Consider the following 15,408-nt stretch of genomic DNA (forward strand, 5'->3'; position numbering starts at 1 on the left):
CCCCGCTGAATGTCCGCTATGGGTCGCTTAGCAGACATTCGGTACACAAGGAGTTTGGGCGGTAGCGAACACGCCGCGGCGAAGCCGCGTCGTCGGACGGGTTCGGGGCTTCGCCCCGACCCGCCGGCCGTGCCGGGCGCTGCGCGGCTTGCCGCGCACCGGCTCGCGGGGCGCTCGCCTGCGCCCGTCAGTGCCCCTCGAAACTCAGCAACGCATCCACCGCGATCCCCTCGCCGCGCAGCGCGTCCGCGCCGCCGAGGTCGGGGAGGTCGACGAGGAACTGCGCCTGTTCCAGCACCGCGCCGGCCTTGCGCAGCAGGCGGACCGCCGCGCGGGCGGTGCCGCCGGTGGCGATGAGGTCGTCGACCAGCAGCACGCGCTGGCCGGGGACGAGGGCGTCTTCATGCATGGTAATGCGGTCGGTGCCGTATTCGAGCGCATAATCCTCGGCGATCGTCACGCCGGGCAGCTTGCCGTCCTTGCGGATCAGCAGCACGCCGGCGTTCAGCGGCGCGGCGAGCGCTGCGGCGAAGAGGAAGCCGCGTGCCTCGATGCCCGCAACCAGATCGACCGGCCCGCGCGTCGCCACCGCCATCCGCGCGATCGTGGTCTGGAAACCCGCCGCGTCGAGCAGCAGCGTGGTGATGTCGCGGAACTGGATGCCGGGCTTGGGAAAGTCCGGGATCGTGCGGATGAGGGCCTTGAGGTCGTCGTTATCGGCCATTGCCAACTCCGTCGCCCCGGCGGAGGCCGGGGCCGCTGGGCGCGGGGCAACCGGCCAGTCCCATATCATAGCGGCCCCGGCCTCCGCCGGGGCGACGGTACATCTCAGTGCTTCAGGTCGCGCCAGACGTTCTGATACGCGCCCCAGGCGAGGAAGCAGAAGATCAGCAGGAAGCCGAGCACCGCGAGGCCCGCGCCGTGGCGTGCATCGAGATTGGGTTCGGCGGTCCACGTCAGGAACGCGGCCACGTCCTTCGCCATCTGGTCGACCGTCGGCTTGGTGCCGTCGAGATATTCGACCTGACCGGCCGACGTCAGCGGCGGCGGCATGGCGATGTTGAGGTTCGCGAAATACTGGTTGTAGTGCAGGCCCTTGGGCGTCGCCGCATCCGGGAACTTGGCGAGCAGTTCCTTGGGCTGCGGCACGTAGCCGTGGCCGACCAGCGAATAGATGTAGTCGGGGCCGTCGTGACGCGCCTTGGTCATCAGCGAGAGATCGGGCGGCACGGCGTTGTTGTTGGCGGCGCGCGCGGCAACATCGTTGGCATAGACCAGCGGGAAGTGATCCGCAGGCGTGTTCTTGCGCGTCGCGGGCTCGCCCGTTTCCGGGTTGACGCTGGGCTGTTCGACGACCCAGGCGGCGGCGATCGCCTTTACCTGACCCTCGTCATAGCCGATTTCCTTCAGATCGCGGAAGGCGACGTGGCGCAGCGAGTGGCAGGCCGCGCAGACTTCCTTGTAGACCTGGAAGCCGCGCTGCACCTGGCGCAGATCGAACTTGCCGAGCAGGCCCGACGACGGAAGGCCGGCATCGAGCAGCGGATGCTCCTCATGCACGAAATGCTCGGCGGTCGGCGGGGCGGGATCGGTGATGACGCCCACGATGCTGCTGAACAGCCCGAGCGACACGACGAACACGAAAGCGAGGCCGACAAGAGCGGAAATCCAGCGAATCATTCTCGTATTGCCCCTTATTCGGCCGGAACCGGATGAGCGCCATGCTTGGCCAGCACCGCTTCGGTGATCGAATTCGGCAGCGGGCGCGGGCGCTCCATGCGCGACACCATCGGCACGATGATCAGGAAGTGTGCGAAGTAATAGGCCGCCGCGATCTGCCCGATGATGACGTTGCGCGCGATCGGCTCTGCGCCGCCGACATACCCGAGTGCGAACACGTCGAGGATCAGGATCCAGAAGAAGATCCGGTAGGTCGGACGGTATTTGGCGCTGCGCACCGGCGAGCTGTCGAGCCACGGCAGGAAGAACATCAGCAGGATCGAGCCGAACATCGCCAGCACGCCCCACAGCTTCGCCGGCAGGATGAAGTCGACGGTGAAGGACTTCAGGATCGCGTAGAAGGGCAGGAAATACCATTCGGGCACGATGTGCGCGGGCGTCGAGAGCGGGTTGGCCGGAATGTAGTTATCCGGGTGGCCGAGATAGTTCGGCGCGAAGAAGATCAGCGCCGCGAACACCAGGAAGAACACGGCGACGCCGAGGCCGTCCTTGGCGGTGTAATACGGGTGGAACGGCACCGTATCCTGCTCGCCCTTCACTTCCACGCCGGTCGGGTTCGACGAGCCGGGGATGTGCAATGCCCAGATGTGCAGCACGATGACGGCCGCGATCACGAACGGCAGCAGATAGTGGAGCGAGAAGAAGCGGTTGAGCGCCGCATCGTCCGGCGCGAAGCCGCCGAGCAGCCACACGCGGATCGTCTCGCCGACGATCGGGATCGCCGAGAAGAAGCCGGTGATGACCTGCGCGCCCCAGAAGCTCATCTGGCCCCACGGAAGCACGTAGCCCATGAACGCGGTCGCCATCATCAGCAGGAAGATGACGACGCCGAGCAGCCACACCATCTCGCGCGGGGCCTTGTACGATCCGTAATAGAGACCGCGGGCGATGTGGGTGTAGACGACGATGAAGAACATCGATGCGCCGTTCGCATGGGCGTAGCGCAGGAACCAGCCGGCGTTGACGTCGCGCATGATGTGCTCGACCGAATCGAACGCGATCGCGCCGTTCGCCGCGAAGTGCATGGCGAGCACGATGCCGGTGACGATCTGGCAGGCGAGCGCCGCGCCGGCGAGGACGCCAAAGTTCCAGAAGTAATTCAGGTTGCGCGGCACCGGATAGCCGCCGCCGACGGCGCTATAGACGAAGCGCGGGAGCGGCAGGCGCTCGTCCACCCACTTCGTCAGTGCGTATTTCGGCTCGTAATGCTTGGCCCAGGGAAAGCTCATTTAATCGATCCTCAGCCGACGGTGACCGTCGTGTCCGACGTGAAGTTGTAAGGCGGCACTTCCAGGTTCTTGGGCGCCGGGCCTTTGCGGATGCGGGCTGCGGTATCGTACTGCGAGCCGTGGCACGGGCAGAAATAGCCGCCGTACTGGCCGCGATTCTCACCCTCGGCGGCGCCGAGCGGGATACAGCCGAGATGCGTGCAGACGCCGAGCGTGATCAGCCAGTTCTTGTGGCCCGCCTTGGTCCGCTGCTCCAGCGTCTGCGGGTCACGCAGCGTGCCGACGTCGACCAGGTCGGCCTCGTCCATTTCCTTCTGCGTCAGGTTGCGCACGAACAGCGGCTGCTTGCGGAAGGTCGTCTTGATCGCCTGGCCCGGCGCGATCTTCGACAGATCGAGCTCGGTCGTCGACTGCGCGAGCACGTCGGCCGACGGGCTCATCTGGTTGACGAGCGGCAGCACGATGACGGCGCCACCGACGCCGGCCCATGCGACCGCGGCGATATTGATGAAATCGCGGCGGCGGGGATCGGACACCGCCTCATGAAACGGTGCCGGGTCTTCCCCGGGTGGCACGGCGGTATCAACGTTTGCCATTCACAAGCCCTTGCAGTTCGCCCCTTGCCCAAAGGGGGAGCGACACCATGTTCTTCACTGAGGATGACGTTCGCGAGATCGCCCCGCCAGCCCCGGCCCCTTTCCGTCCCCACGGAGGGTTGCGGGCCTGATAGACGTGCAACCGCGCCTTTGCCAACTGCATTTTAGCCCTGTTATTGCACTGCGGTGCGTATCGCCCTTCATCAGCCCGAAATCGCAGGCAACGTCGGCACCATCCTGCGGCTGGCGGCGTGCGTCGGCGTGGCCGTCGATCTGATCGAACCGATGGGTTTTCCGTGGAGCGACAAGGCGCTGGCGCGCTCCGCGATGGACTATGGCGAGGCGGCGGAGGTGCGCCGCCATGCCGACTGGCATGCGTTCCGCGCCGACGTGCCGGGGCGGCTGGTGCTGCTGACGACGCGCGGCGGCGTGCGGCTCGATGCGGCGACGTTCGAGAGCGGCGACGTGCTGCTGTTCGGATCGGAGGGCAGCGGCGTACCGCAGGCCGTACACGACGCGGCCGATCTGCGGGTGCGGATTCCGCTGCGCACCGGAATGCGATCGCTCAATCTCGCGGTGGCGGCGGGAATCGCGCTGGGCGAGGCGCTGCGCCAGACGGGCGGGTGGCCGGAGTAGGACAATCCGTCCCACTCGACTCCGCGCGCCGGCATGGGCAAAGCGCAGCCATGCAACCGCTCGACGATCAACAAGCCGCCGCCCGCGCCTGGTTCGAACAGCTTCGCGACCTGATCTGCGCCGAGTTCGAGGCGATCGAGGCCGAAGCAGGATCGGACGCGCGTTTCGAATACACGCCCTGGGACCGCGCCGATCCGTCCGGCGAGCATGGCGGCGGGGGGTTACGCGGCACGATGAAGGGCAAGGTGTTCGAGAAGGTCGGCGTCAACGTCTCGACCGTGGGCGGCGTGCTCGACAGCGAGTTCGGCAAGACCATCAACGGCGCGGCCGAGGATCCGCATTTCTGCGCGACCGGCATCAGCCTCGTCGCGCACATGGCCAATCCGCACGTGCCCGCCGTTCACATGAACACGCGCTTCCTGACGACGACGAAGCGCTGGTTCGGCGGCGGCGCCGATCTCAATCCGCCGTTGCCGGTCGCGGCGGATACGGAGGATTTCCATGCGGAGATGCGGGCGGCGTGCGACGCGCACGATTCGGCGCACTACCCGCGCTTCAAGGCGTGGGCGGACGATTATTTCTACATCCCGCACCGGAAAGTGCATCGCGGCGTCGGCGGGATTTTCTACGATCACCTGGAGGGCGATTTCGCACAGAATTTCGCGTTCACGCAGGATGTTGGGCGGGCGTTCCTAAGTGTCTATCCGAAGATCGTGCGGCGGCGGATGCACGACGCCTTCGCGCCCGAGGACGTGGCCGTGCAGCGCGAATGGCGCGGTCGCTATGCCGAGTTCAACCTCGTCTACGATCGCGGCACGGCGTTCGGGCTCAAGACCGGCGGCAATATCGACGCGATCCTGATGAGCCTGCCGCCCGTGGCGACGTGGGCTTGATGTGGGGGGCCTGACGTTGGTCGCCCCCGGCGAGGTCGCGGCGATCGTGACCACGCTGGAGATGCGGGAGCGCCCTGCCCTGCCGCCGATCCCCGATTCGCCGCTGCGGCTGGTGCGCCGCGAGCGGCCCGACGCGGAGGCGTACCGCGCGCTGTTCCGGCGCGTCGGCGAGCCGTGGCTGTGGTTCTCCCGGCTGGTGCTCGACGAGGCCACATTGCTGGCGATCGTCCACGATCCGCAGGTACAGGTGTTCGCGGTGATCGATGCGGCGGGCGAGGATGCCGGGATGCTCGAACTCGATTTCCGCCATTCGGGCGCGTGCGAGCTGAGCTATTTCGGGCTCGCCCCCGGTTTCGAGGGCAAGGGCAACGGGCGCTGGCTGATGGCGGAGGCGCTCACCCGCGCCTGGGCGGCGGGCATTACGCGGGTGTGGGTTCACACCTGCTCGCTCGATCACCCTTCCGCGCTCGGCTTCTACCGGCGGCACGGCTTCACGCCCATCGGCCGCGCGGTCGAGACATTCGCCGATCCGCGCCTGCACGGCGTGCTGCCGCGCGAGGCCGCGCCTCAGGTGCCCCTCTTGATCCCGCGCAACTGATAGTAGAGCGCGATCCGCACGAGGATCGCCGCCAGCAGCGCCGCCGTCGCCGAGGCCGCCGCCAGCGCATCGAGCACAGCCTTCACCACCGGGTTTGCATCGGGCGCGCCGCCGAGGATCGTGCCGAGCGCGAGGAACGGCGCGCTGGCGAATTGCCCGGCGAGGATCATGATGCCGGTGATCGCCATCATCAGCAGGCCGTTGCCGCGCGTCATTTCGAACGAGCGCCGGATCGCCTCGATCGCGCCGACCGGCCGCTCCGCCACCAGCTCCGGCGTGGCGAGCAGCCAGCGGCCGAACAGGTAGAGCGCGGGCAGCACCATCGCGAGCCCGATCACCGGGATGGCGATCGCCATCGCCGGTGCCGACACCAGAATCGCGACGAGGAAGAAGCGCGGCAGGAGCCGGAGCGAATCCGCCAGCGCCTTGCCGAGCGTCGGTCGGTCGCCGCTGAGATAGGCCATCTGCAGCACCAGAGTGCCGTAGAGCGCGATCACCTGTACCGCCGCCAGCCAGGGCCCGTTCGCAGAGAACCATGTGACGAAGGCATCACGCGCCGCCGCTTCGTCCGAGCTCGCGTCGATCTGCATCGCCGGCACCAGCAGCAGCGCCGCGAATTGCGGGAGAAAGATCAGCGGGCCGACGATGCGCAGCAGCAGATCGCGATCGGCGCTCCACATCGACCAGGCATCGGCGAGTGCGGTGTTGATGTTGATTTTCATGACAATTCGACAATCATCTCGCGCATATCGCGCACCGCAAGGAACAACCGCGCGGTGAAGGCGGTCGCGAACACGCTGAAGCCCGTCTGCACCAGCGCGACAAGGATCGTCGCAAGCGCGGTGATGCCGAGCGGGACGATCACCGCGCGCACCAGCATCGCCGCCACCTGCGTGACGATCAGGTAGAGCAGGAGGAGCCCAACCAGCTTCCACGTCATGCCCTGCGTCAACCGCAGCGAGCGGAGGAGCGCGCCGAAACCGGCCCGCTCAGCGACCAGCGCAGGGGTGAACAGCAGCAGCCGCGCCGCAATCAGCAGCGCGAGCGGGCATACGAGCAGGCAATAGCCGACCACCGCCGTCGCTGCCGCGCCGTTGTCATCGCGCATCGTGTTCAGGAACGCCCAGGCGAGCAGGACCAGCGGGCCGAACAGCGCAACGAACCCCAACGCCGCGACCGCGAGCGCCACCGGCAGGCGCGCGGCGGTGGTGCGGATCGCGCCGCCCGCCCCCGCCGCCGGATCGATCGCCAGCGCCGTGACCGCGAGATTGCCGCCGACCGTGACCAATGCGAGCGCGAGCGCGCCCAGCCCCATCATCCAGTCGCCCGGCGTGTCCTGTCCGCTCATCGACGTCAGCAATATACCGAGCGCCGCCAGCGGCACGAAGATGCCGCCCGCCGCGATCGGCAGGACGTTCGCATAGTCGGTTTTCAGAAAGCCGGTCGTACGATCCCAGACCGATCCCAGATTCACCATCGCCTGCTTCGGTCTCCAGTCCCGGCCGCGTTAGCGCAAGCACGCCGGCGTTGCCAGTGACGCGCAGCTTGATTTGCCGAACGCCCGCGCCCAATTGCCGCGGGTGAGCGAGACGATCGAATGGCGCGTGACGCCGGGCCTTACCGACTATGAAAGCGCCATCGCCGAGATGGAGGCGCGCGCCGCCGCCGTGACAGCGGGCGATGCGGGGGAACTTGTCTGGCTGCTCGAACACCCGCCCGTCTATACCGGCGGCACCAGCGCCGATCCGGCCGAACTGCTCGATCCGCGCTTTCCGGTGGTCAAGACCGGGCGCGGCGGGCGCTTCACCTATCACGGGCCGGGACAGCGGATCGGCTATCTCGTGCTCGATCTCGATGCGCGCGGGCATGACATCCGTCACTTCATCTGCAGCCTGGAGGGGTGGCTGATCGCGGCGCTCGGCGAGATCGGCATCGCGGCGTTCCGCGCGCCGGGCCGGGTCGGGATCTGGACGCGGCTCGCCGATGGGCAGGAGGCCAAGATCGGCGCGATCGGCGTGCGCGTGCGGCGCTGGGTGACGATGCACGGCTTCGCGATCAATCTCTCCCCGGACCTTGCGCATTTCGGCGGGATCGTGCCGTGCGGCCTGCCCGACTTCGCGGTGACGAGCGCTGCCGCACTCGGCAAGCCAAGCGAGTTCGCCACGTTCGACGCGGCGCTTTCGGCCACGTTCCCGGCTTTTCTGGAGCGATTGACGGCCGCCGCCTGAGGCAAAACCCGCTTGAGAGAACAAGCGGTTCCGTCTAATGCCTACCTTGGTTTGGGTATTAAAGGCCGGAACGGCCAGCCCGGATCGACTATCTAGGGAGCTATTCAATGCGTGCATTCATTACCAAGGTCGCAGCCGGTTCGCTGATCGCCGTCGCCGCCGTTTCGCTTTCGGCTTGCGGTGGCAAGACCGAGACCGTCGACAACACCACGGTCACCGATCTGAACTCGACCGAGAGCACCGACACGATGTCGGACAACATGACCGCCGTCGACAGCACGATGAGCAACGACGGCGCGATGATGTCGAACGAGACGTCGAACGCGATGTAATCATCCGCAAGGATGACAGAGAGGGCCGTCCGGTGCGCCGGGCGGCCCTTTTGATTCCGGCCTTTTGATTCTGGCCCGAACCCGAGCCGGACTCGCTTCGGCGAAAAAGCCTTGGGCTGCGCGCAAAAACGCCGTAATCAGCGCCAAGGAGTTGGGGACGAGACAAATAATGAGTATCTTGCGTATCTTAGCCGCGTCGCCTTTGATGACGCTCCTCGCGCTGGCGCAGCCCGCCTCCGCGCAGTTCTTTTTCAAGTCGCACGACATGACGGGCCCGGCGGTGACGGGGACCGAGGGCGAATTCAGCACCGCGTTCCCCAAGGCGACCGCCGACGAGGTGCGTGCGGCGCTGGTGTGGCGCGTGCGGTCGGCGCTCAACGTGGCGGCTCTGCAATGCCAGTTCGAACCGACGCTGATGTCGGTGCAGAATTACAATGCCGTGCTGTTCAACCACGAGGCCGAGTTCAAGAAGAACTATGCCGTGCTCGGCAAATATTTCGTCCGCGTCAGCAAGACGCCCAGGATCGGGCAGGACGCGCTCGACCGCTTCGGGACGCGGACCTACTCCAGCTATACCGCTGTCAACGCGCAGCGCGGTTTCTGCCAGACGGCGAGCAAGATCGCCGAGCGGGCGGCTTATGCGCCGCGCGGCACCTTCGTCGACATCGCGCTCGACCAGTTCCGCACGCTCAACAACAGCCTCGTCTACTGGAGCGAGGAGCGTTTTCCGGGGCGCCCGCGCATGGCCTCCGTCGCGTACGTGCCGAACCTCGATCCGCGTTGCTGGGACCGGCGCGGCTGGCTCGCCAAGAAATGCGGCGCTTTCTACGGCCCACTCGCCAGCAACTGAGCCTGCTCAGCGCATCCCCAGATATTTGTGAGTCTGGAGGCTGAGGCGCCATTTCGGGCGGGTCATCGCGACGTCGATGGCGGCGGCCTGATTGGCGTCCGCCGTGGCGCTGTCCATCGGCTGGATCAGGAAATGGGCGAAGTCCCACGCCTCCAGCGTGTCGAGATCGCTCCCCGCCTGCGGCCAGACCAGCTTGAGCTCGTCGCCGGTGCGCTGGACGACGTCGCTTCCCGCCTTGGGGCTGACGCAGACCCAGTCGATGCCGGGATGGACGGGCAAGGTGCCGTTGGTCTCGATGGCGATGCGGAAACCGCTCGCGTGGAGGGCGTCGACCAGCGCGTCGTCGACCTGCAGCATCGGTTCCCCGCCGGTCAGCACGACGAAGCGCGCCTCCGCCCCCTCACCCCAGAAGCCGGACACCGCCGCGACCAGCGCGTCCGCGTCGGCGAACTTACCGCCGCCCGCGCCGTCCGTGCCGACGAAATCGGTGTCGCAGAAGCGGCAGATCGCGGCCTCGCGGTCCTGCTCGCGGCCCGACCACAGGTTGCAGCCGGCGAAGCGCACGAACACCGCGCGACGACCGGCGTTGACCCCCTCGCCCTGTAGCGTGAGGAACATCTCTTTCACGGCGTAAGACATCAGACGGCGTAGGCGGTCGGATCGGGCAGCGCCGCTTCCTCGAAGCCCTTCTTGCGCAGGCGGCAGCTGTCGCACAGCCCGCAATGCAGGCCGCCCGGCGCGGGATCGTAGCACGACCAGCTCAGCCCGGCGTCGAGCCCGAGCCGGTCCGCCTCGCGGACGATGTCGGCCTTGGTCATGAACTGCAGCGGTGCCTGGACGCGGAACCCCTCGCCCTCGACGCCCGCCTTGGTGGCGAGCTCGGCGAGCTTCACGAAGCCTTCGATGAATTCCGGGCGGCAATCGGGATAGCCTGAATAATCGAGCGCGTTGACGCCGATATAGAGGTCACGCGCGCCCGCGGCTTCCGCCCAGCCGAGCGCGAGGCTGAGGAAGATCGTATTGCGCGCGGGCACGTAGGTGACGGGGATGCCCTCCCCCACGCCGCCCTTCGGCACGTCGATATCGGCGGTCAGCGCGGAGCCGCCGAAACCCGAGAGATCGAGCGGCAGGACGATGTGCCGCTCCGCCTTCAACATGCTGGCGATGCGGCGCGCGGCGGCGAGTTCGAGCTGGTGGCGCTGGTTATAGTCGACCGAGAGCGCGAGCAGCTTGTGCCCGTCCTCCCGCGCGCGTGCCGCCGCGACCATGGAATCGAGGCCGCCCGAAAGAAGGGCGACCGCATACGTGCTGCCGTCTGTCATGATGCGAGCGAGTGTAGGGTGCCGGTGCGGGCGGCGCAATGGAGGCGACGGAAACGCCGCAGCGGCTTTTTGCGGTTGGCAAGCGTCATGGCTGCGGCGACACTGCGGCGAACGATCGAATGGAGAAGCCTGATGTGCGACGAATTCACCGGCACCGCTGACGAGACCACCGGCAGCCTGACGCGGCGCCAGTTCGCGACCGCCGGCACCGCCGCCGCGATCGCCGCCTATGCGACGCCCGCGCTCGCCGCCGGTTCGCTGAGCGAGAACATGGTCGACGTGACGACGCCTGACGGAAAATGCGACGCCTTCTTCGTCCATCCCGCCAAGGGCAAGCACCCCGGTGTCATCATGTGGCCCGATGCGCTCGGCCTGCGCGATGCCAACAAGGCGATGGCGCGGCGGCTGGCCGGCGACGGCTATTCGGTGCTGATCGTGAACCCCTATTACCGGCTGCTGCGCGGGGCGGTCGGGCTCGATTTCTCGGCCTTCAGGACGCCGGAGGGCCGCCAGAAGATCACGCCGTTGATGGGCTCGCTCACGCCTGCGGATATCGCCAAGGATGCCGCCGCCTTCGTCGCCTTTCTCGACGCGCAGCCCTCCGTCGATACCAAGCGCGGGATCGGCGCGCAGGGCTATTGCTTCAGCGGCGCCTTCGCGATCCGCGCGGCGGCGACCGTGCCGGAGCGGATCAAGGCGGTGGCGACCTTCCACGGCGGCGGCCTCGTCAACGACAAGCCCGAGAGTCCGCATCTGTCGATCGCCAAGACCAAGGCCAGCTTCCTGATCGCGATCGCAAAGGACGACGATGCCAAGCAGCCCGACGCGAAGGATGTGCTGAAGGCGACGGCAGCGGCGGCGGGGCGTCCCGCCGAGATCGAGGTCTACAAGGGCGACCATAGCTGGACCGTCCCCGACGCGCCCGTCTACGACAAGGCCGAGGGCGACCGCGCGTGGGCGCGGCTGTTGGCGCTGTACGCGAAGCTCTGAACAAAAAAAGGCCGCCCGTTTCTGGGCGGCCATGAAAGTCGTGCCCATACGGGCCTAGGGAAAAAGCATGCTCGAAAGCATACTTCGCATCCCTAAACGCAGCGGACTGACGAAAGACTTAACGGCAGGCCGAAATATTCAGCGCAGCGCCGCCTTGCGCGGGTCGCAGTCGCCGACGCGGCGGCCCTGCATGTCGATGTCGAAGGGCGCGCGGTTGACGATGCCCTGCGTTTCCAGATCGAACGAGCGCGGCGTCGCGATTTTCACGACGGTGCGGCCGTGGCCGCTGCCGGGGCACGTGTAATGCACCGTGGCGCTGTCGGGCGTATCGTCGATGACGAAGCGCGAGCAGTTGGCGTCGGGATGTTCGAGCTGGATCAGCACCGCCGCATTGGCGATGCACAAGGATTTCGGCGGGGCCGACGAACCGACCTCCTTGAGCTGATACAGGCCGGGCTCGATCCGCGACAGCGCGACCAGCGGCGCCGAGGCCGGAGCCGCCGCCGTGAGCGCGCCAATCAGCACCGACGCGCCGAGGCACGTTCTGACAACCGGAAACCTACGCATTCCGCTCAATCCCCAAACTCGCGGGCAAACCCCGCGAATCCCCCACCGACAATGTGGAAGGTCGATGAGGGAGTTTCAACAGGATTCACGAAAGCGAACGTTCTCCGATTGGTACAGGAAACTTCTGCGCACAAAAGGCGCAATCGACCGTAATCATGCCCGAGTCGTCGGCCATTTCACGCTGGTCCTCGATCGGGAATTTGGCGAGGACCGAGGCGATATAGTCGGGGGAGCAGCGGCAGCCGCGCACGATCGACTGTGCCGGCAGGATGCGGACTTCGGATTCTTCGTTGAACAGCCGCCACACCAGGGTCTCCAACGGCAGGCTCTCATCGGCGAGCTCGTCCGCGCCCATCGTCCCGCCCAGCACGGCGACATGCTCCCACTCGGCATGATCGTCGCGGACGTGCAGGCGCTCGCGCCCCTCCTCGCCCTCGGGCAGATGCTGGAGGAAGAGGCCGCCGGTGATGCGCGGGTTGTGCGGGTTCGCGCCGAGGCGGATCAGCGTCGGGATCTGTTCCGACTGCACGAAATATTGCGCAGCGACCTCGGCCAGCGAATCGCCGTCGAGCGGGACGATGCCCTGATAGCGCTCGCCCGTCGCCGCCTGATCGAAGGTGATGGCGAGATAGCCGGTGCCGAACAGCGCGAACAGGCTGGGGTCGCTCGGCGCATCGGCGAGGCGGTCGGCGTCGAACTGCACATAGCCGCGCAGCTCGCCGCCGCGATAGTCGCACACCAGCAGGCTGACGATGCCGCTTTCGGTCTGCGCCTGCAGCGTGAGCTGGCCGCCGGTGTCTTTGGTGCCGTCCTTGAGCGTGGAGCCGATCAGCGCGGTCAGCGTCAGCGCCTCCGCCAGCAGCGCCTCGATCGGCGGCGGATAATCGTGCGCGGTCAGAATACGGTCGAGCACCGGCCCGAGCCGCACCATGCGCCCGCGCGCATGGCGCTCCGGGATGGTGAAGCCGAGGGCGAGATCGAGGTCGGGGGTGCGGATGGGGTCGTTCATCGAAGTCTTTCGTCACCCCAGCGAAAGCTGGGGCCTCTTGCGGCGAGGGCGCGCCATTCACCGCGAGATCCCAGCTTTCGCTGGGATGACGGATTTTGGCTTGGCACCTTATTTGGGAGCCGAAGCCTCCCCGATCAACCGATCTGCCCGAAGCACCAGCGCAGCACCGATTTCTGCGCGTGCAGGCGGTTCTCCGCCTCGGGCCAGATCAGCGACTGGGGCCCGTCGATCACCGCCGCCTCGACCTCCTCGCCGCGGTGGGCGGGGAGGCAGTGGAGGAACTTGGCATCGGCCTTGGCGCGCGCCATCAGCGCCTCCGTCACCTGGAAGGGCATCATCGCGGCGAGCTTGGTCTCGGCATGGGCCTGGCCCATCGAGATCCAGGTATCGGTGACGACGACGTCGGCGCCATCCACCGCCTCCTGCGGGGTGCCGACGATGCGCGCGCGACCCTGGCCCCGCATGACGTCGCTCTCGGACGGCATGAACCCCTGCGGGCAGGCGGCGACGACATCGAACTGCATCAGCCCGGCCGCCTCGATGATTGAGGCGAGGACGTTGTTGCCGTCGCCGAGCCACGCGACCTTGAGGCCGGGCAGCGCCTTCCCGCTTTCGAGGATGGTCAGCAGATCGGCCATGATCTGGCACGGATGCGAATTGTCGGTGAGGCCGTTGATGACGGGCACGGTCGCGTAATGCGCCATCTCCTCCAGCTTCGCGTGATCGTCGGTGCGCAGCATGATCGCGTCGCAATAGCCCGAGATGATGCGCGCCGTGTCGGCGACGGTCTCACCGCGGCCGAGCTGGGTGGTGCCGCCGTCGAGCACGATCGAGGTGCCGCCGAGCTGGCGGATCGCCATGTCGAAGCTGACGCGCGTGCGGGTCGAGTTCTTCTCGAACACCATCGCGAGGGTGTGGCCGGCGAGCGGGGCGTCGGCATCGGCCTTGCCCTTCGGCCAGCCCTGGCGGGCGGCCTTGCGGTCTAGAGCGTCGGCCAGCATCGCGGCGATACCGTCCGGGCCTGCGTCGGAAAGGTCGAGGAAGTGGCGCATCCTAATTCCTCCCCCGCAGGGGGAGGGGGACCATTTGCCTCTTCCGGCAAATGGTGGAGGGGGGAGCCACGGACGGGATCGCTTGTGGCGTCCCCGTCCACCACCCGCTGAAGAAGCGGGCGGTCCCCCTCCCCGTACCGGGGAGGAATGAAGAAGCCGCCATCACGCCGGCACAGGCGCGAAGCTCCGCGCGCCTTCGCTCATCTTCTGGACGAATTCGGTGATGTGGCTTTCCTCGATCACCAGTGGCGGCAGGATGCGCACGACGTTCTCGCCCGCCGAGACCGTCAGCAGGCCGTGATTGTCGCGCAGATGCCCGACGAACGCGCGCGCATCGGCGCTGTCCGCCAGCTTGATACCGAGCATCAGGCCCTTGCCCCGCGTTTCCACGAACATGTCGTGATTGGGGATCATCTGCTCGAGCGCGCCGCGCAGGCGCTCGCCGGTCTTGGTGACGCCTTCGAGGAAGCCGTCGCCGAGGATCACGTCGAGCACCGCCTCGCCCGCCGCCATCGCCAGCGGGTTGCCGCCATAGGTCGAGCCGTGCGTGCCGATCACCATGCCCTTGGCGGCTTCCTCGGTCGCGAGGCACGCGCCGAGCGGGAAGCCGCCGCCGATGCCCTTCGCCACCGCCATGATGTCCGGCTCGATGCCGTAATGCTCGTAGGCCCACATCTTGCCGGTGCGGCCGTAGCCGCATTGCACTTCGTCTAGCACCAGCAGCAGGCCGTGTTCGTCGCACGCCTTGCGCAGGCCCTGGATGAAGGCCTCGCTGCCCGCCGTCACGCCGCCCTCGCCCTGCACCGTCTCCAGCAGGAAGCCGGCGGTGTGATCGTCGATCAGCGCGAGCGCCGCGTCGAGATCGTTGTAGGGCGCGTATTTGAAGCCCGGCAGCAAAGGCTCGAACCCGTCGCGCATCTTGGCCTGATTGGTCGCCGAGATCGTGCCGAGCGAGCGGCCGTGGAACGCCTGGTTGAAGGTGATGAGATCATGCCGCTGCGGATTGCCGCTGGCATAGTGATAGCGGCGTGCGGTCTTGATCGCGCATTCCACCGCCTCGACGCCCGAATTGGTGAAGAACACCGTGTCGGCGAAGCTCGCGTCGACCAGCCGCTGCGCGAAATGCTCGCCCTGCGGGCTGCCGTAGAGGTTGGAGACGTGCATCAGCGTCGCCGCCTGATCGGCGATCGCCTTGACCAGCTTCGGGTGGCCGTGGCCGAGCGCGTTGACCGCGATGCCCGCCGCGAAATCGAGATAGCGCTCGCCGCGCTCGCCGATCAGGTAGCAGCCCTCCCCTCGCACCGGGCGCACGCCGCAGCGCGGGTACACGGGCATGAGCGGGGTGATCGGCATCGCGGAGGACTCC

19 protein-coding genes are annotated in these 15,408 nt (G+C 67.2%); 7 read left to right on the top strand and 12 right to left on the bottom strand.

Annotated features, from left to right (window positions below):
- Positions 1 to 187: 187 nt before the first annotated feature.
- From Q5H94_RS09495 to petA, 4 genes are all read right to left on the bottom strand, one after another.
- A complete protein-coding gene (locus Q5H94_RS09495) occupies positions 188 to 724 on the bottom strand; it encodes an adenine phosphoribosyltransferase (RefSeq protein WP_304561018.1) in 537 nt (178 codons plus the stop codon).
- A gap of 104 nt (positions 725 to 828) precedes the next feature.
- The gene (locus Q5H94_RS09500; protein WP_304561019.1) at positions 829 to 1,680 is read right to left on the bottom strand and encodes a cytochrome c1; all 852 of its coding nucleotides are present in this window, start codon (positions 1,678 to 1,680) and stop codon (positions 829 to 831) included.
- Positions 1,681 to 1,694: 14 nt separating this feature from the next.
- A complete protein-coding gene (locus tag Q5H94_RS09505) occupies positions 1,695 to 2,969 on the bottom strand; it encodes a cytochrome b (RefSeq protein WP_304561020.1) in 1,275 nt (424 codons plus the stop codon).
- A gap of 11 nt (positions 2,970 to 2,980) precedes the next feature.
- Positions 2,981 to 3,565, bottom strand: coding sequence for a ubiquinol-cytochrome c reductase iron-sulfur subunit (petA, locus tag Q5H94_RS09510; protein WP_304561021.1), 585 nt, complete (start codon positions 3,563 to 3,565; stop codon positions 2,981 to 2,983).
- A 186-nt stretch (positions 3,566 to 3,751) separates the two neighbouring features.
- Here petA and Q5H94_RS09515 point away from each other — a divergent pair, with 186 nt between their 5' ends.
- The 3 genes from Q5H94_RS09515 to Q5H94_RS09525 all read left to right on the top strand — a co-directional run bounded on the left by Q5H94_RS09515 (position 3,752) and on the right by Q5H94_RS09525 (position 5,692).
- Positions 3,752 to 4,201: a tRNA (cytidine(34)-2'-O)-methyltransferase gene (locus Q5H94_RS09515; RefSeq protein ID WP_304561022.1), complete on the top strand. Its 450-nt coding sequence runs from the start codon at positions 3,752 to 3,754 to the stop codon at positions 4,199 to 4,201.
- A 50-nt stretch (positions 4,202 to 4,251) separates the two neighbouring features.
- Positions 4,252 to 5,094, top strand: a complete 843-nt coding sequence (gene hemF / locus Q5H94_RS09520) for an oxygen-dependent coproporphyrinogen oxidase (protein WP_304561023.1) — start codon at positions 4,252 to 4,254, stop codon at positions 5,092 to 5,094.
- Between the two features lie 61 nt (positions 5,095 to 5,155).
- Positions 5,156 to 5,692 (top strand): GNAT family N-acetyltransferase, encoded by a 537-nt coding sequence (locus Q5H94_RS09525; protein ID WP_304561072.1) that lies wholly within the window; start codon positions 5,156 to 5,158, stop codon positions 5,690 to 5,692.
- Here the strand turns inward: Q5H94_RS09525 and Q5H94_RS09530 are convergent.
- Together Q5H94_RS09530 and Q5H94_RS09535 are read right to left on the bottom strand one after the other, a co-directional pair.
- A complete protein-coding gene (locus Q5H94_RS09530) occupies positions 5,662 to 6,414 on the bottom strand; it encodes a hypothetical protein (RefSeq protein ID WP_304561024.1) in 753 nt (250 codons plus the stop codon). The genes Q5H94_RS09525 and Q5H94_RS09530 overlap by 31 nt on opposite strands.
- The gene (locus Q5H94_RS09535) at positions 6,411 to 7,169 is read right to left on the bottom strand and encodes a hypothetical protein (protein WP_304561025.1); all 759 of its coding nucleotides are present in this window, start codon (positions 7,167 to 7,169) and stop codon (positions 6,411 to 6,413) included. Before Q5H94_RS09535 ends, Q5H94_RS09530 begins: the two co-directional genes overlap by 4 nt.
- Before the next feature lie 94 nt (positions 7,170 to 7,263).
- Here Q5H94_RS09535 and lipB point away from each other — a divergent pair, with 94 nt between their 5' ends.
- The 3 genes from lipB to Q5H94_RS09550 all read left to right on the top strand — a co-directional run bounded on the left by lipB (position 7,264) and on the right by Q5H94_RS09550 (position 9,102).
- Entirely contained in the window at positions 7,264 to 7,920 is a 657-nt protein-coding gene (gene lipB / locus Q5H94_RS09540; protein WP_431312152.1) for a lipoyl(octanoyl) transferase LipB, read from the top strand.
- 107 nt (positions 7,921 to 8,027) lie between these two features.
- Positions 8,028 to 8,252, top strand: coding sequence for a hypothetical protein (locus Q5H94_RS09545; protein WP_304561027.1), 225 nt, complete (start codon positions 8,028 to 8,030; stop codon positions 8,250 to 8,252).
- Positions 8,253 to 8,457: 205 nt separating this feature from the next.
- Complete coding sequence (locus tag Q5H94_RS09550; RefSeq protein WP_304561073.1) at positions 8,458 to 9,102, top strand: hypothetical protein; 645 nt, start codon at positions 8,458 to 8,460, stop codon at positions 9,100 to 9,102.
- Positions 9,103 to 9,108: 6 nt separating this feature from the next.
- On the opposite strand, the gene queE is transcribed toward Q5H94_RS09550, so the two are convergent.
- Positions 9,109 to 9,741 carry a 7-carboxy-7-deazaguanine synthase gene (queE, locus tag Q5H94_RS09555; RefSeq protein WP_304561028.1) on the bottom strand — a complete coding sequence of 211 codons (633 nt, stop codon included), beginning with the start codon at positions 9,739 to 9,741 and terminating at the stop codon, positions 9,109 to 9,111.
- On the bottom strand, positions 9,741 to 10,424 hold the full coding sequence (queC, locus tag Q5H94_RS09560) for a 7-cyano-7-deazaguanine synthase QueC (protein WP_304561029.1): 684 nt from the start codon (positions 10,422 to 10,424) through the stop codon (positions 9,741 to 9,743). The genes queE and queC overlap by 1 nt, the downstream gene beginning before the upstream one ends.
- 132 nt (positions 10,425 to 10,556) lie before the next feature.
- On the opposite strand from queC, the gene Q5H94_RS09565 reads away from it, so the two are divergent.
- On the top strand, positions 10,557 to 11,414 hold the full coding sequence (locus Q5H94_RS09565) for a dienelactone hydrolase family protein (RefSeq protein ID WP_304561030.1): 858 nt from the start codon (positions 10,557 to 10,559) through the stop codon (positions 11,412 to 11,414).
- A gap of 138 nt (positions 11,415 to 11,552) precedes the next feature.
- Here Q5H94_RS09565 and Q5H94_RS09570 read toward each other — a convergent pair whose 3' ends face one another.
- The 4 genes from Q5H94_RS09570 to Q5H94_RS09585 all read right to left on the bottom strand — a co-directional run bounded on the left by Q5H94_RS09570 (position 11,553) and on the right by Q5H94_RS09585 (position 15,395).
- Complete coding sequence (locus Q5H94_RS09570) at positions 11,553 to 11,981, bottom strand: DUF3617 domain-containing protein (RefSeq protein ID WP_304561031.1); 429 nt, start codon at positions 11,979 to 11,981, stop codon at positions 11,553 to 11,555.
- Positions 11,982 to 12,066: 85 nt separating this feature from the next.
- Positions 12,067 to 12,990, bottom strand: a complete 924-nt coding sequence (hslO, locus tag Q5H94_RS09575; protein ID WP_304561032.1) for an Hsp33 family molecular chaperone HslO — start codon at positions 12,988 to 12,990, stop codon at positions 12,067 to 12,069.
- A 134-nt stretch (positions 12,991 to 13,124) separates the two neighbouring features.
- On the bottom strand, positions 13,125 to 14,042 hold the full coding sequence (argF, locus tag Q5H94_RS09580) for an ornithine carbamoyltransferase (RefSeq protein WP_304561033.1): 918 nt from the start codon (positions 14,040 to 14,042) through the stop codon (positions 13,125 to 13,127).
- A gap of 162 nt (positions 14,043 to 14,204) precedes the next feature.
- Positions 14,205 to 15,395 carry an aspartate aminotransferase family protein gene (locus Q5H94_RS09585; protein ID WP_304561034.1) on the bottom strand — a complete coding sequence of 397 codons (1,191 nt, stop codon included), beginning with the start codon at positions 15,393 to 15,395 and terminating at the stop codon, positions 14,205 to 14,207.
- Between the last annotated feature and the right edge of the window lie 13 nt (positions 15,396 to 15,408).

Source organism: Sphingomonas immobilis, from assembly GCF_030580995.1.
GTDB lineage: Bacteria > Pseudomonadota > Alphaproteobacteria > Sphingomonadales > Sphingomonadaceae > Sphingomonas > Sphingomonas immobilis.